Raw genomic sequence first — 14,586 nt, 5'->3', positions numbered from 1 at the left:
AAAGCCGAGAGCCCTTCCCGGTACGCACCTTCGTGGTGCAGACTCCCCGGTGACACCACAAAGGAGGTGACCGCGGCATGATCATTCGCGCTCTGGGCCGTCGGCTGCACACCTGGTTCATCCGCACCTCTACCGCGCTCCCGGCGGGGCGCAGGTCGCACCACATCTCGTAACCCGCTCCTCCCCCGAGCGCCCGCCGGAGACCGTCCGGCGCCCGCCACCGTTGGGACCGTGCGCCGTTGAACGGCGCCGCGGGGCCGCAGGCCCGACCGGCCCGCCTCGCAGTCCAACGCCCCTGCGGCCACGCGCAGATCGCTCACCAGCCCCGCGTAGGCCGCCTCGCATTCCTTTGCAGGGTCGCGCCGTCGTGCGACCCCGTGGCGCTCCCCCGCCGTTCCCTGTCACCGACGCCTTCCTCATGGAGGGTCAGGCGAAGGCCGGCGGGGTGAGTTCCGCCTTGAACGCGTCCGTCGAGGCGAATCGATGACTCCAGCTCCGGCCCGCTTCGGTGTCGAAGCCACCGAGATCCCAGGGACAGGGAATCGGCCGTGGCGTCGAAGCCGTATGTTTTGGGATCCGGCACCGGCTCGTCCGCGATCAGCACCCGCCGGCATCCGGGGTCGGCCTCGTTTGTAGCCCACGCCCTCGTACGGCGCAGAGAAGCCGGCCGGGCATGCGGTGACACCCGCCCCCTCGATGACCTTTACCGTCATGGCGACTCCCCTGGCCGGAAGCCGGGTGCCCGCGCGGCAGACACGCGCCCACGGCGGTCTCCGAGCGGGCCTCCCGCTCGGACCGGTCTGCACCGGCATGCTGCCGCATGCCCGATTAGGGAAAATGAGGCCGGGTACCGGCGCAGTGGCGGCGGAGTTCCGCCGGTGGCACCTGCCGTTCTCAGGCATGGCCGTGCGCTCCTTCGAGCAAAGGGAATGTCCATGGAGTACAGCCGAGACGTCATCGCCGAGCTCTCCGGTGACCACCGCGAGGCGCTGGCACTGCTCCAGCGCATCCAGGCGCTGCCATCCGGCGACAAGGCACGCAAGGATCTGCTCGACGAGGTGACCATCGACCTGGTGCGCCACGCGGTCGCCGAGGAGGAGTACCTCTACCCCGCCGTACGCGAGCGCATCGCGCACGGCGACGTCCTCGCCGACAAGGAACTCGCCGACCACATCCGCATGGAGAGCCTGCTGAAGGACCTCGCGGGACGGACGGTGGAGGATGCCGCGTTCGACCGGCTGGTGGACGATCTCATCGACGAGGTACGTGCGCACACCCGGGACGAGGAGCAGCGCGTGTTCGTCCTGCTGCGCCAGGCTTGTTCACCGAAGGACCTGAGGGAGCTGGGCGATAAGGTCCGCAAGGCGAAGAAGACGGCGCCCACCAGGCCGCACCCCGGCGCGCCGGTCATGCCCCCGGCCAACAAGCTGCTGGCCGCCGGCCTGGGCCTGGTCGACCGGGCACGCGACGCGCTGACCGGCCGCGGGCGATCGTGACGGGGTCGGCCGCAGCCCGGCGCCTCGGCCCGGATCGACCGGCCTCCGCTAACCGTGCAGGCGACGAGCGCTTGCCGGGAAGGCGCGGCCGGCGTGGATGAGCCAGGCGTGCAGGCGCCGGTAGAGCGCGCGGAAGATCATGCGGCCTCCGGCTCGGAGACGGCGGGGAAGGGCTCTTCGCTCGTCCTGCGGGCGAGGTCCAGGGGAAGGCGCGCCACGGCGCTGCTGGGCGCGATGACTTCGAAGCCCGCCCCAAGGGCCCGCGCGCGCCGGTAGGCGCGCACCAGAGCGGGCGCCCCACAGCACGGGCAGAGCACCGCGCAGGCGCTCAGGTCCACCAGCAGACCCGGGGCGCCGCGGTTCAGCAGGATCAGCAACTGCTCCCGCACCTGGGCAGCCTCGGCGCAGTCCAGGACGAGGGGGCGCACGACGACCGTGCCCGAAGGCGTGAGCGCGTGGGGCACGTTCCGTCGACTTCTGCGCATGTCACTCTCCTCCCGGCCCGCTGACCGCGGACCGCCCCCTTGAATGCCGAGCCGCGCGAACTGTCGGCTCCCGCGCGGGCCACCCGCCCGAACGTCATGCCGCTGCGGCAGGAGCCACTTCCGCAGGACGGAGGGCGCCTTCGACTATTTTCCCTTTCCTTTGCCCGGCAAAACGGCCGGTTTCGCCCATTCATGCTTCGGTGACCCGCCCCGGGCGGGACGCTCACTCTCCGTGGCGTTCCTCGTCCTCGACCACGTGCACGGCCGCCTCCTCCGCCGAGGCCGCGCCGCCGTCGATGCCGACATCCCGTGCGACCACGTCGTCGTTGCGGCGGGGGAATCCCTCGTCCGCGCCGACCATCCGGCCGGCCCGCTCCTCGCCGACCTCGCCGCCCACCGACTCCTCGTCAGGGTCCCCCGGCGCGATGTCGGGCCGTTCCTCCGCCAGGCGCTCGTCCAGGCTCTCGCCCTCACGCTGCTCCTCGGCGGTGACCCCCTCGTTCACGCCGTAGGGCTTCTCCGGCGGGGAGTAGCCCTCGTCGAGGGTCTCGTCCAGATCCCGCTCGTCGAGGGTGTTCTCCAGGTCGGGCCCCTGGGACGCGTCCTGCTCGTCGTTCGCGTCCGGCTGGTAGACCTCGTCGCCCATGGCTTCGTCGGACATGGTTCGCGCCCCTTTCGTCAGGCTCCCCGGCTTCCCGCCGGGAAGCCGGAAGCGCAGAAACCCACCGTGGGTTCCCTGACAGCCCGGCGCCTCCCAGGCCGCGCCGGCCTTGCTCCAGGCGAGTTGCATACGGCGATCATCGGGCGGCTCCCGTTCACTGCGGGGCTTCCCACCGGGATCCCAACTTCGCCCGGATCCCGGTGAACTGGTGCGTCGCCCCCGTCCACCTTCGTTCCCAGCGCCGGAGAATCGCAGCCCCAGGGCGGGTCTCAGCGGCTGCGCCGAACCAGGGCGAGCGCCGGGGCGGCCGGCCGCAGATCCCGCCGTGGGCAGAGCCTGCCCCCTCAGGCCGTTCGACGGGCAGGCAGAACGGCGCTCGCGCACCGTACTTGGCGGGTCAGAAGTCGCGGGAGAACGTCACCGCGCTCACATTGGAGGAGGTCGCCCATGGCACACATCGTGGCCGGCGGACCGTGCCCGGGAGCGCCCGGGCACGGTGGCGGCCACAGGTCGGCCGGCGCGGTGTCGGACCGCGGCGGTCGGCGCGCGGAAGAGAGCCACCCTGAGGAGGCACCCGCATGACCTCGGCCCCACCCCACTCGCCCACCTCGCCCGGCGACACTCGTCCGCAGATCCTGGTGCTCCGCGCGCTCGGTCTGGGTGATCTGCTGGTGGCGGTCCCGGCTTTGCGAGCCCTGCGCGCGGCCCACCCGGGCCATGAACTGGTGCTGGCGGCACCCGAACGGCTCACCGACGCCGCGGCGGCCACCGGAGCCGTCGACCGACTGCTGCCGACGTCCGCGCCCGGCCGGGAGATGCCCCGGATCCTGGGCAGGCTCGGCCCGCCGCCGGACATCGCGGTGAACCTGCACGGCAACGGCCCGGCGAGCCACAACCTCCTGCAGGCGCTGCGGCCCGGCCGTCTCCTCGGCTACGCCCACCCCGCGATGCCGGCGCTCTCCGGCCCCGTCTGGCGCGAGGACGAGCACGAGCGCGACCGCTGGTGCCGTCTCGTCTCCTGGTACGGCGTCCCCGCCGACCCGGCCGATCTGTACATCGCCGCACCCGCGCTCCCCTCCCCCGCCCCCGGGGCGGTCGTCATCCATCCCGGCGCCGACGCGGCGGCCCGACGGTGGCCGCCGGAGCGGTTCGCGGCGGTGGCACGTGCCCTGCACTGCGCGGGCCGGCACGTCGTCATCACGGCCGGTGTGGACGAGGGGCCACTCGCCCACCGGGTGGCCCGACAGGCGGACCTTCCCCCGTCGGTCGTGCTGGGCGGCGGTACAGAGGTCCCGTTCGGGGAACTGGCGGCGCTGGTCGCGGGCGCCCGCGCGATGATCGTCGGCGACACCGGACTCGCGCACCTCGCCAGTGCCCTGGGCACCCCCTCCGTGGTGCTCTTCGGCCCGGTCGCCCCCCGGATCTGGGGCCCGCCGGACCTGCCCCGGCACCGCGTCCTGTGGCACCCGGACCACATCGACCGCCCACGCCCCGGGGACGCCCACGGCGACCGGCCGGACGACCGCTTGCTGCGCATCACCGCGGCCGAGGTGCTCACCGCGGTGGCCCAGCTGCCCGGGCCCGACCTCACGTCCGCAGGGGAAGCGGCGGTCGTGAGAGTGGGGTGAACGGCGTGCTCCCGTGACCGCGACCGTTCGGGTGGAGTGCCGCCCGGCTACGGGCGCGGCTACGGCGAGGCGTCGGGAGCGGATGCCTAACGTGCGGCGATGACAACTCATCAGGTAATCCGACAGTCCCTGCTCGCCCTCGTCGCGCTCTCGGCCGCCTCCCCGGTGACGGCGCAGGCCGCGACCCCCGGCGACGCACGGAACGCCGCGGCCGGAAGCGCCTCCGGAGGCGTCACGGCAAGCGCGGCCCAGACGTCCGTACGGTACGAGCCGTACGGGTGCGCGGAGGGACGGAGCCGCTGGGCATGCATCGCCGAGTGCGAGAGCAGCGGCAGGTGGGACGCCAACACTTCCAACGGGTTCTACGGCGGGCTGCAGTTCCAGCAATCGACGTGGAGGGCGTTCGGCGGGCTCGCCTTCGCGCCGCGCGCCGACCTCGCCACCCGCAAGGAACAGATCAAGGTCGCCGAGGCCGTGCGCGCGAAACAGGGCTGGAATGCCTGGCCGAACTGCGCGAAGAGTACGAGGACCGCGACTTCGGATACGCAGGGGGCCCAGCAGGAGTCCGGCCCCCCTATGCGCACGCACAACATCAAGCAGACGCACACCGTGCAGGCCGGGGAATCGCTGTCGGCCATCGCGCTGCACTACGGGGTGCGAGGCGGCTGGCCCGAGCTGCACAAGGCCAATGAGAGCGTGATCGGCTCCGACCCGGACGTGCTCACGGTCGGCGCCGAACTGCGCATTCCCTGAAACCTCTCCACGGCGCGTGTCCGCCAAACTCCGGGGACGGACACGCGCCGTGGAGGGCAGACCTCCACCGCACGCCTGGCGACCTCCGCAACAACGCTCCCACGGCCCTCCCCAGCCGGCCCCCGCACTCCCCTGCGCCGTCGACGGCCGGTCTGTCCGCCGACGGCATCACTGTGCGCGCTCACCCGACCGGCCGATGCCGTCTCGCCGACGGTGACGTTCCGTAGGAGTCTGACCAAGGGGGCGGAGCACGGGAACGAAAGCTGGGAAGTCCATGGACGGCGCTCGGGCGCGAACTCGGCACCACACAGTGCTGCCGAAGGGCGCCGGCCCCCACGGACTCCACCTGCCGGCTGCGGGAAACCCGCCGCAGGAGTTCCTCCCACACGACGGTGCCGTGCGGCCCGTCGGGCGACGCCTTCTCCACGGCTGGGAACGCCTGACGACGGAGGTATCCACATGACCGCCCTTGACGCGGTTCCGCGCCTGTCCGTCGCGCTCGTCTCCGAACACGCCAGCCCCCTCGCGGTGTTGGGCGGAGTCGACGCCGGAGGCCAGAACGTCCATGTCACGCGGCTGGCCGGCGCGTTGGCCGACCGCGGGCACCGGGTGACCGTCTACACCAGACGGGACTCGCCCGAGGCGCCGGACCAGGTGACACTGCGCGCGGGAGTCACTGTCCGGCACGTCCCGGCCGGGCCGCCCTGCCACGTGCCCAAAGACGCGCTCCCGCCCTACATGCCGGCGTTCGGCACCTTCCTGACCGAGGAATGGCGCACCCGGCCACCTGACATCGTCCACTCGCACTACTGGATGTCCGGGCTCGCCGCGCTTCAGGCGACGCGCGAGCTGGGTCTGCCGCTGGCCCACACGTACCACGCGCTGGGCACGGTCAAGCGCCGCTACCGGCAGGACGTCGACACCAGCCCGCGCACCCGCATCATCCACGAGGTCGAGGTCGGCGAGGGTTGCGACCAGGTGATCGCCACCTGCCGGGACGAGGTCACGGAACTGGAGCGGATGGGCCTGCCACCGAGGAAGATCAGCGTGGTGCCCTGTGGGGTGGACACCGACGTCTTCACCCCCGAAGGCCCGGTCGCGGACCGCAGTTCCTACCGTCCGCTGCTGCTCCAGCTGGGCCGGCTCGTGCCCCGCAAGGGTGCCGCCATCGCGGTCGCCGCACTCGCCCGGCTGCCCGAGGCCGAACTCGTCATCGCCGGCGGGCCACCCGTCGAGGACATCGACAAGGACCCCGAGGTCCAGCGGCTGCGCGTCCTGAGCCGGGCGGCCGGGGTCACCGAACGGGTCCACTTCGCGGGCGGCGTGCCGTACGAGGACGTACCGGCGTTGCTCCGCGCGGCCGATGTGGTGCTGTGCCCAGGGGATTACGAGCCGTTCGGGATGGTGCCGCTGGAGGCCATGGCGTGCGGTACCCCGGTGGTGGCCACCGCCGTCGGCGGCCAGTTGGACACGGTCGTCGACACCGTCTCCGGCCTGCTGGTGCCGCCCGGCGACCCGAGCGCGCTGGCACACGCCATCGGCGAACTGCTCGCCGACCCGGAGCATCGTGCCGCTTGTGGCGTCGCGGGACGGCGGCGCGTCCTCGCGCGCTACGGCTGGGACACCGTCGCGGCGGCGACCGAAACGGTCTATCGCGGACTGCTCTCTCCCCTGCCTGAAGTCACGGAAGTCGCCTGACGCAGGCGCCGGCGACGGAGGGCGGCGCGGCGTTTTCACCCTCCGGCCCGGGGTACTCGCCGCAGGCCTGTACATCACGCGCTCCCGCGCACGCCGGTCCGGAGGACGGGTCACGGCGTCACACCTCAAGGAGGCATGGTGGATCTTCCAGCGGCACGTGGAGATCTGTCAGCGGCAGTGATCTCGGCACTGCGCACGCCCCCAGGCAGCACCGAACCACCCGACGACGGCGCCCTGCGCGGCTGCGACCCCTACGGCGACGACCTGCAGCTGGCGCTGACCCTCTGCTACGAACTCCACTATCGGGGGTTCGACGAGGTGGACGACGGATGGGAGTGGGGCCCCGGACTGCTGCGCTTCCGAGCGGCGCTGGAGGGAGCCTTCCTCGGCGCCCTGCGCGAGGACGTGTCCGAGCCCAGCACCGTCGACGACCTGCTGACCCAGCTCCAGCTCGAACCCGTCGACGGAACGGGCGTGTCCCACTTCCTCAAGGACGAGGGGAGACTCTGGCATCTACGGGAGTACGCCGCACAGCGGTCCCTTTATCACCTCAAGGAAGCCGACCCGCAGCTGTGGGTGATCCCTCGGCTGACCGGCGCGGCCAAGGCGGGGATGGCCGCGGTGGAGTACGACGAGTTCGGGGCGGGACGCGCCGACCGGGTGCACGCCCGGCTCTTCGCGGATCTGATGGAAGACCTCGAACTGGACAGTTCCTACGGGCGCTACCTCGACGCGGGGGCGCCGCAGATGCTCGCCGTCATCAATCTCATGTCGCTGTTCGGCCTGCACCGGGAACACCGTGGAGCGCTGGTCGGCCACTTCGCCTGGGTCGAGATCACCTCCCCGCCCGGCTCACGCAGGCTCGCGCAGGCGATGGAGCGGCTGGGTGCCGGCCCGGCGGCCGTGCACTTCTACACCGAGCACGTGGAGGCGGACGCCGTTCATGAGCAAGTCGTGCGGCGAGAGGTCGTTGCGGGGCTTCTGCGCGACGAACCGGCGCTCGCCGCCGATGTGGCCTTCGGGATCGCGGCCACCGGATGGGTGGAGGACCGCATGGAGAAACACCTCCTCAACTCCTGGCGAGCGGGCCGGTCTTCGCTGCGTACGCCCTTGTAGCCGACCGGGCAGCCAATCCGGCCCCCGCGTGCCCTTCACCCACCACGCCTCTGACGACCGACCACGGACAGACCTCCCCGGCCCGCTCCAGCAGCCGGCTGTTGGCGGATCAGGTCATGGCCGAGTTCGCGGATCTGGGCGTGCAGGGTGAGACCGTCCGCATCGCCGATCACGACGTCCGCCCCGGGGGTCGCCCCGGATGTGGGCGACGGCGACGCCTGACCAGCGCTGCGCGAGAAGGTCCTGGCATCCGACATCCTCCTGCCGGCCACCCCCATCTGGCTCGGCCACCCCTCCAGCGTGTGCCGGTGCGTCCTGGAGCGGCTCAACGCGGACATCTCGGAAACCGATGACGAGGGGCGGCAGTTGATGACCGGGAAGGTCGGCGCCGTAGCCGTCGTCGGTAACGAGGGCGGCGCGCACAAGGTGAGTGCCGATCTCTTCCAAGGGCTCAGCGACCTCTGCTCTTCCCTCGCGCCGAACGCCGTCACCTACTGGGTGGGCGAGGCACAGCACGGCACGGACTACCAGGACCTGCCGGAGGCCCGGGGGCGTCGCCGCCACCACGCGCACCCTTGCCGTCAACGCGACCCATCTGGTCCAGGTCCTGCGGGAGAGATCCTGCCCGCCGCCCGGCAGCCCCCGCTCGTGAGTCCGTTGCGGGGGCCCGGCCGCCCACGTCGCCTGCGCAGCATGGCGCCTCCTACGGCCGCGGCACCCGTCAGTGCGGCGGACAGCAGGGCCGGATAGCGGGCGAGGACGGCTTGCGGGGAATGGGCTCGCGAGCGGTCGTCGAAGGCGCCGTGGGCACCGTGGTCCAGGCCGTCCTCGCCGTCCACCGGCTCCCAGAGGTTGCTCCGTCGTCCGGCCCCCGCCCGTTCGGGCCCCTGCTGTGCGGCGTATCCGGTACGAGCGAGACAGCGGTCGAGGAGCCCTGACGCCACCTTCTCGGCGAGGATCGTCGCAACGGTGCTCGCCCCCACGAAGTACTGCTTGCGACGGGGGTGATCCGCCGCGTAGAGCACCGCACGGGCGCCGACCTCGGGCTGGTAGATCGGCGCCACCGGCCGGGGCTCGTTCGGCAGCCGGGAGAGCACCCAGGAGAACTGCGGGGTGTTGAGGGCCGGCATCTGCACCACGGTGAGGCGCACCCGGCTACGACGGTGCAGCAGTTCGGTGCGCACGCTGGAGGTGAAACCGTTGATGGCGTGCTTGGCGCCGCAGTAGGCCGACTGCAGCGGGACGGAGCGGGATCCTAGTGCGGATCCGACCTGCACGATCACCCCCTCGTCCCGGGGCAGCATCCGGCTCAGGGCCGCCTTGGTGCCGTGGACGTAGCCAAGGTAGGTGACCTCCGTTACGCGCCGGAATTCCTCCGGCCGGATCTCGGTGAAGGGGGCGAACACCGAGGTGAACGCCACATTGATCCAGACGTCGATCTGGCCGAAGGCCCGCTCTGTCTCCTCGGCCGCCGCGTCGACCTGTGCGAAGTCGGCGACGTCGGTGGGCAGTACCAGTGCCCTGCCTCCCAGGTCCTCCACCTCCGCGGCGACCGTGTCGAGGCCCGCCCGGCCACGTGCGAGCAGGGCGATCCGCGCACCGCGGCGGGCGAAGAGCCGCGCCGTGGCGCGGCGCCGGCCGGGCGCTCCACCGGTCCTCAGCCCTTGCCCGGCCCCTCGCCCTTGTGGCGGTGTCCGGGCAGCATCTCCTGCACCTTCGCCTTGAACCCTTGCCGGATCACGGCCGCCCGGTCGCTGTCACCCTTGACGATGGATGCGGCGGCGGCTTCGATCTGGTCGAAGTCGGCGTGCGGGGGGATCGGCGGTACGGCCGGGTCGGTACGGAAGTCGAGGACGAACGGCCGGTCGGCCGCGAGGGCCTGCCGCCATGCCGATTCCACCTCACCGGGCTTCTCCACACGAATGCCGTCGAGGCCGATGGAACGGGCGAAGTCGGCGTACGGCACGTCCGGGAGCGCCTGCGACGGCAGGAACTGCGGGGCTCCGGACATCGCCCGCATCTCCCAGGTGACCTGGTTGAGGTCCTGGTTGTTGAGTACGGCGACGATCAGCCGTAGGTCCTGCCACTCGTGCCAGTACTTGGCCGCGGTGATGAGCTCGGCCAGACCGTTCATCTGCATCGCGCCGTCGCCTACGATCGCCAGCCCCGGCCGGTCGGGGTGCGCGAACTTCGCACCGATGACGTACGGCACGCCCGGCCCCATGGTGGCGAGCGTCCCGGAGAGCGAGCCGCGCATCGAGCCGCGCAGGCGAAGGTGGCGCGCGTACCAGTTGGCCGCGGAACCGGAGTCGGCGGCGAGGATCACATCGTCGGGCAGGAGAGCGTCGAGGGCGTGCACGACGTACTCCGGGTTGATGGGGTCGGCCTCCACGGCGGCGCGCCGCTCCATGACCTCCCACCAGCGGGCGGTGTCCTTCTCGATCTTCTTGCGCCACGCGCCGTGCTTCTTCCGCTTGAGCTGCGGCAGCAGCCGGCCGAGCGTCTCGCGCGCATCGCCGACGAGGTTGACCTCGAAGGGATAGCGCAGGCCCACCATGAACGGGTCGATGTCGATCTGCACGGCGCGGGCCTGGTCCAGTTCCGGCATGAACTGCGTGTAGGGGAAACTGGATCCCACCACGAGCAGGGTGTCGCAGCCCTGCATCAGCTCGTAGGACGGCCGGGTACCGAGCAGGCCGATAGCCCCGGTCACATAGGGCAGGTCGTCCGGGAGCGCGTCCTTGCCCAGCAGGGCCTTGGCCACCCCGGCGCCGAGCACGTCCGCGAGCTGCTCGACCTCCGCGCGGGCCCCGCGGGCGCCCTGCCCGATCAGGACGGCGACCTTCTCGCCCTCGTTGAGCACCTCGGCGGCGCGCGCGATCTCGGCGTCGGCCGGGACCGGTGCGTAGGAACCGACCCCGAGACTGGAGGGCACCATCTTGAACGCGTGAGTGGGCGGCGAGTAGTCGAGTTCCTGCACATCGGCGGGGATGATGACGGCGGTCACGGTCCGCTTGGCGTAGGCCGTGCGGATGGCTCGGTCCAGGACGTTGGGGAACTGCTCCGGCACCGTCGCCATCTCGCAGAAGTCGGAGGCGACGTCCTTGTAGAGGCTCAGCAGATCGACCTCCTGCTGGTACGAGCCGCCCATCGCACTGCGGTTGGTCTGGCCGACTATCGCCACCACCGGTACATGGTCGAGCTTGGCGTCGTACAGACCGTTGAGCAGATGGATCGCGCCGGGCCCCGAAGTCGCCGCGCACACACCGACCTTGCCGGAGAACTTGGCGTATCCCACGGCCTCGAAAGCGGCCATCTCCTCGTGCCGAGCCTGGACGAACACCGGCTTGTTGTCGGCACGTTCCCACGCGGCGAGCAGGCCGTTGATGCCGTCACCGGCATAGCCGAAGACATGCTCCACGTCCCATTCACGCAGTCGCTGGAGAAGGTGGTCGGAAACCTTGGTCGACACGGTTTGTCCTCTCGTTTCACCGGCTCCGGGCGAAGCACCCACGAGCCGGGGCGGCACTCTGGGCCGCCTGGTGCGGCGGACGGCCCGGTGACCGGCGGGCAGCGGGTGCGCCGCCGGGCGGCCGGGCGGCCGGGCCGACCCGAACGGTGTGGTGTGGCGGTCGAGTTGGCGGTGCTCGGTTCGGGCGTCGCGGTCGTCGGACCGCATCCGCGCCCCGCGTGCAGGTGGGGCGCGGATGCGTCCTGCAACGGCTTCTCATGCCGCGGCCGGCACCGCCCTGTGCGTCAGTTCGTCGACAGGGCTTCGAGCAGGTCGCCGGTCTGCGGATCGGGCAGCGCGCGGGCGACGTCGGCCAGCGTGATCATGCCGACCAGCCGGTGCCCGTCGATCACCGGCAGGCGGCGCACCCGGTGGCGGGCCATGGTCGCGAAGACCTCGTCGGCGTCGTCGTCGGCACCGATCGTCACCGCCCTGCCCTGCGCGAGGTCACCGGCCTTGGTCGTGCCGGGATCCTTCCCCTCGCCCAGCACCTTGGTGACGATGTCCCGGTCCGTCAGCACTCCGGTGAGCTTGTCGTCCGATCCGCAGATCGGCAGTGCGCCCACGCCCAGCGACGTCAGCTTGCGTGCCGCGTCCAGCACGCTGTCCTCCGCCCCGACACACTCCGTACCGGGCGTCATGATTCCGCGAGCAGTAGGCATTCGTATTCCACCTTCCTCGTCCCGGGAGGCTTGTGGTCGCCTCCCGGGCTTCTCCACTGGGTTCTGCTTGGGCCCCGGAGGTGCGTTCCGGGGCCTGTTGGCGCCCTGCCGACGGGCCCTACCTCCCCCGGCCGGTGACGAAGTCACGCGCCCGGTCGACCAACCCGGCCCCGGGCGCGAGCAGTTTGTTGGCCGGCGGGGTCAGGGGGGCTCCTGGGTGCGGCCGGGTGGGGGCGATCTTCTTCGCCGTACGGACCTTGTCCCCCAGGTCCTCCAGGTCCGCCTGAGGGCAGGCGGCCCGCAACTCCGTGAACACCCGACCTTCTTCGTCCTTGACGTGTGCGTAGACCTCGGTGCGCAGCTTGACGATCAGGTGGTTGAAGTCGGGGTTGCCCGCGTCAACTCCCTCCAGGGCTTTGAGGAGTTCCTCCACCCGCACGTGGTCGGCGATCTGCTTGTCTGCGAGGGCGTCGCCGTCCGCCAGGTGCCTGCGCACGGCCGGGTACAGATACTGCTCCTCGGCCACGGAGTGCCGTACCAGTTCGATCGTGAGCCGGTCGGCCAGCCGCTTGCGCTCGGTGTGCCCCGGGACGGTCTGCTCGATGCGCGCGAAGAGTCCGTCCATCTCGCGGTGGTCGCTGGTCAGCTCGGCGATGACATCTCCGCCGTGACCCATGAATGGTTCCGCCTTCCGGTGATGTCGCGCGACCGGACCGTCCGGGGCGCCACGTCACGGGTGCCCCCTCCCTCCGGACCCTTAACGCCTCATCCGCGCGGATTACGCCGGATGCTCCGGCGTGCGCCCCTGGCCCCCTGCTCGCTCGGCCACGGAGGCCGGCCGGCCTCCGTGGAACCGCCGTCGGGGATCAGTCGCGTCAGTACCTGAGAGTCGCGCACGCACCCGAGAAAGGGACGCAGGATCTTCCGGGAAAGGCCCAGCGCCGCCCCGGGGGCGGGGCTGCGAGCCTCCTTGGAACGCCCCCGAAGGGGGGTGGGCGGCCCCCTCCCCAGCCGGCGCTCCAGCGTCCCGACAGCCGCTCCCCGCCTGCGCTCAAACAGGCCCTGAGCTGCGCAGATACGGGATAATCGGAGGTCCGGAAATCCCCCGGCACAACGACAGGAGCACCCCCTTGTCCGCCGCCACCCCGGACGCAACCACCCCGAACAGCCACCGTCCCGCTTCGCCGCTCCACGACCTGATGTACGGCCACATACACGCCTCCGCCCTGCGAGCCGTCGTGGTCCACGGCATTCCCGACCTCCTGGCCGACGGGCCGCTGACCGTCGACGAGCTGGCCGCCCGCTCCGGCACAAGGCCCGACCCGCTGCACCGCGTACTGCGGCTGCTCGCCATGCGCGGGCTGTTCCGCCGGCACGCCGAGGGGACCTACGCCCTGGCGGACAGCGGCGAGGCCCTGCGCGCGGACGTGCCCGGCTCCCAGCGGCCCGCCGTCCTGCTGTTCACCGACGAGATGTTCCGCCGCTCCGCCGAGGGCATCGAGGACACCCTCCGCACCGGCCGCACCGGCTTCGATGCCGCCTTCGGCCTCCCGTTCTTCGAGCACCTGGGATCCGCCCCCGACGAGAGCCGCCTCTTCGACACGGCCATGTCCTCGCTCACCAGCGGGGTGAACGAGAAGATCATCGGCAGCTTCGGGTTCCCGGACGCCGGCACGGTCGTCGACGTGGCCGGGGGCCGGGGCGGACTGCTGCGCGAGGTGCTCACCCGTAATCCCGGCCTGACCGGCGTCCTCTTCGACCGGCCCGAGACGGTCACCGACCACCTCCTCGACACCGAAGACCTCAAAAACCGCGGGCGCGTCCAGGGAGGGGACATCTTCACCGCCGTCCCCGAGGGCGGTGACCTGTACCTGCTGAAGAACATCCTTCACGACTGGCCCGACGAGGACTGCCTGCGCATCCTGACCGGCGTCCGCCGCGCGATGGCTCCCGGTGCCCGGCTGCTGGTGATCGACGCGGTGCTGCCCGAGGACGGCACGCCGCACCCCGCCGTGGCACCGGACATCGTGATGCTGATGACGCTCCAGGGACGCGAACGCACCGCCGGTGAGTTCGAGGACCTGCTGAACCGGTCCGGGTTCCGCCTCCACCGCGTCCTGCCGACCCCGGCGCTGACCTCGATCCTCGAAGCCGAGGCCGTCTGACCTGATTCCCCCGGGACACGGACCCCCGGTGCTCGCCCGGGGCACCCCTCGACTCTAATATCGAACCCATGTTCTATTGGGAACGTCCGCAGCACCGCCCTGCCATCGAGCCCGTCGAGGTGACGGCTCGCGCCGCGCACGACCCGGCCGGCGTCCGCACCGATGTGTACGCGGCGGGGCACGAACCGGCCGCGTGGATCTGGGTCGACGATGCCTGGCACCGGGCGTGCGTCCGGGCACGTCACCGGTACCCGGACGGGGCGGTGAATCTCCAGGTACTGCTGACCGGCGACTCTCCCGGGGGCGAGCGGACCTTCCGCTGGGGACCGGGCGTACTGCTCGCCCATCCCGGGCACCGGATGACGGGGGCGGCCGGCGTCACCGGGCCCCGGTCGCGCCGGTGAGCGGCCC

The 14,586-nt window shown here is 71.7% G+C and carries 13 protein-coding genes and 1 pseudogene; 8 read left to right on the top strand and 6 right to left on the bottom strand.

What is annotated here, in order from left to right:
- The first annotated feature begins 935 nt into the window (after positions 1–935).
- Complete coding sequence (locus QOM21_RS32690) at positions 936–1,496, top strand: hemerythrin domain-containing protein (protein ID WP_407554609.1); 561 nt, start codon at positions 936–938, stop codon at positions 1,494–1,496.
- A gap of 137 nt (positions 1,497–1,633) precedes the next feature.
- Here the strand turns inward: QOM21_RS32690 and QOM21_RS32685 are convergent, their stop codons facing one another.
- Both QOM21_RS32685 and QOM21_RS32680 read right to left on the bottom strand, forming a co-directional pair.
- Positions 1,634–1,981 (bottom strand): STAS domain-containing protein, encoded by a 348-nt coding sequence (locus QOM21_RS32685; RefSeq protein ID WP_407554608.1) that lies wholly within the window; start codon positions 1,979–1,981, stop codon positions 1,634–1,636.
- A 223-nt stretch (positions 1,982–2,204) separates the two neighbouring features.
- On the bottom strand, positions 2,205–2,642 hold the full coding sequence (locus tag QOM21_RS32680; RefSeq protein ID WP_407554607.1) for a DUF5709 domain-containing protein: 438 nt from the start codon (positions 2,640–2,642) through the stop codon (positions 2,205–2,207).
- Positions 2,643–3,220: 578 nt separating this feature from the next.
- On the opposite strand from QOM21_RS32680, the gene QOM21_RS32675 reads away from it, so the two are divergent.
- The 5 genes and pseudogenes from QOM21_RS32675 to QOM21_RS32655 all read left to right on the top strand — a co-directional run bounded on the left by QOM21_RS32675 (position 3,221) and on the right by QOM21_RS32655 (position 8,489).
- Complete coding sequence (locus tag QOM21_RS32675; protein ID WP_407554606.1) at positions 3,221–4,270, top strand: glycosyltransferase family 9 protein; 1,050 nt, start codon at positions 3,221–3,223, stop codon at positions 4,268–4,270.
- Between the two features lie 99 nt (positions 4,271–4,369).
- Positions 4,370–5,023: a transglycosylase family protein gene (locus tag QOM21_RS32670; RefSeq protein WP_407554605.1), complete on the top strand. Its 654-nt coding sequence runs from the start codon at positions 4,370–4,372 to the stop codon at positions 5,021–5,023.
- Positions 5,024–5,482: 459 nt separating this feature from the next.
- Positions 5,483–6,721 (top strand): glycosyltransferase, encoded by a 1,239-nt coding sequence (locus QOM21_RS32665; protein WP_407554604.1) that lies wholly within the window; start codon positions 5,483–5,485, stop codon positions 6,719–6,721.
- A gap of 135 nt (positions 6,722–6,856) precedes the next feature.
- The gene (locus QOM21_RS32660) at positions 6,857–7,837 is read left to right on the top strand and encodes an iron-containing redox enzyme family protein (RefSeq protein WP_407554603.1); all 981 of its coding nucleotides are present in this window, start codon (positions 6,857–6,859) and stop codon (positions 7,835–7,837) included.
- Between the two features lie 50 nt (positions 7,838–7,887).
- A pseudogene (locus QOM21_RS32655) lies at positions 7,888–8,489 on the top strand (flavodoxin family protein).
- On the opposite strand, the gene QOM21_RS32650 reads toward QOM21_RS32655, so the two are convergent.
- From QOM21_RS32650 to QOM21_RS32635, 4 genes are all read right to left on the bottom strand, one after another.
- Positions 8,419–9,498: an SDR family oxidoreductase gene (locus QOM21_RS32650; protein WP_407555961.1), complete on the bottom strand. Its 1,080-nt coding sequence runs from the start codon at positions 9,496–9,498 to the stop codon at positions 8,419–8,421. The pseudogene QOM21_RS32655 and the gene QOM21_RS32650 overlap by 71 nt on opposite strands.
- Positions 9,495–11,309: a thiamine pyrophosphate-requiring protein gene (locus QOM21_RS32645; RefSeq protein ID WP_407554602.1), complete on the bottom strand. Its 1,815-nt coding sequence runs from the start codon at positions 11,307–11,309 to the stop codon at positions 9,495–9,497. Before QOM21_RS32645 ends, QOM21_RS32650 begins: the two co-directional genes overlap by 4 nt.
- A 284-nt stretch (positions 11,310–11,593) precedes the next feature.
- Positions 11,594–12,010 carry a CBS domain-containing protein gene (locus tag QOM21_RS32640; protein WP_407554601.1) on the bottom strand — a complete coding sequence of 139 codons (417 nt, stop codon included), beginning with the start codon at positions 12,008–12,010 and terminating at the stop codon, positions 11,594–11,596.
- A gap of 118 nt (positions 12,011–12,128) precedes the next feature.
- Positions 12,129–12,686 (bottom strand): hemerythrin domain-containing protein, encoded by a 558-nt coding sequence (locus tag QOM21_RS32635; RefSeq protein WP_407554600.1) that lies wholly within the window; start codon positions 12,684–12,686, stop codon positions 12,129–12,131.
- A 454-nt stretch (positions 12,687–13,140) separates the two neighbouring features.
- Here QOM21_RS32635 and QOM21_RS32630 point away from each other — a divergent pair, with 454 nt between their 5' ends.
- Entirely contained in the window at positions 13,141–14,175 is a 1,035-nt protein-coding gene (locus QOM21_RS32630) for a methyltransferase (protein WP_407554599.1), read from the top strand.
- A gap of 68 nt (positions 14,176–14,243) precedes the next feature.
- Entirely contained in the window at positions 14,244–14,579 is a 336-nt protein-coding gene (locus tag QOM21_RS32625) for a hypothetical protein (protein ID WP_407554598.1), read from the top strand.
- The last annotated feature ends 7 nt before the right edge of the window (positions 14,580–14,586 follow it).

This window comes from Streptomyces sp. Pv4-95, from assembly GCF_045782725.1.
In the GTDB taxonomy this organism is placed as follows: domain Bacteria; phylum Actinomycetota; class Actinomycetes; order Streptomycetales; family Streptomycetaceae; genus Streptomyces.
This window is presented reverse-complemented; position numbering and strand designations above follow the sequence as displayed.

Bases quoted from the DNA above. Each gene is read 5' to 3' on its own strand.
- QOM21_RS32690 (WP_407554609.1), top strand. From the start codon at position 936: ATGGAGTACAGCCGAGACGTCATCGCCGAGCTCTCCGGTGACCACCGC.
- QOM21_RS32685 (WP_407554608.1), bottom strand. From the start codon at position 1,981: ATGCGCAGAAGTCGACGGAACGTGCCCCACGCGCTCACGCCTTCGGGC.
- QOM21_RS32680 (WP_407554607.1), bottom strand. From the start codon at position 2,642: ATGTCCGACGAAGCCATGGGCGACGAGGTCTACCAGCCGGACGCGAAC.
- QOM21_RS32675 (WP_407554606.1), top strand. From the start codon at position 3,221: ATGACCTCGGCCCCACCCCACTCGCCCACCTCGCCCGGCGACACTCGT.
- QOM21_RS32670 (WP_407554605.1), top strand. From the start codon at position 4,370: ATGACAACTCATCAGGTAATCCGACAGTCCCTGCTCGCCCTCGTCGCG.
- QOM21_RS32665 (WP_407554604.1), top strand. From the start codon at position 5,483: ATGACCGCCCTTGACGCGGTTCCGCGCCTGTCCGTCGCGCTCGTCTCC.
- QOM21_RS32660 (WP_407554603.1), top strand. From the start codon at position 6,857: ATGGTGGATCTTCCAGCGGCACGTGGAGATCTGTCAGCGGCAGTGATC.
- QOM21_RS32640 (WP_407554601.1), bottom strand. From the start codon at position 12,010: ATGCCTACTGCTCGCGGAATCATGACGCCCGGTACGGAGTGTGTCGGG.
- QOM21_RS32635 (WP_407554600.1), bottom strand. From the start codon at position 12,686: ATGGGTCACGGCGGAGATGTCATCGCCGAGCTGACCAGCGACCACCGC.
- QOM21_RS32625 (WP_407554598.1), top strand. From the start codon at position 14,244: ATGTTCTATTGGGAACGTCCGCAGCACCGCCCTGCCATCGAGCCCGTC.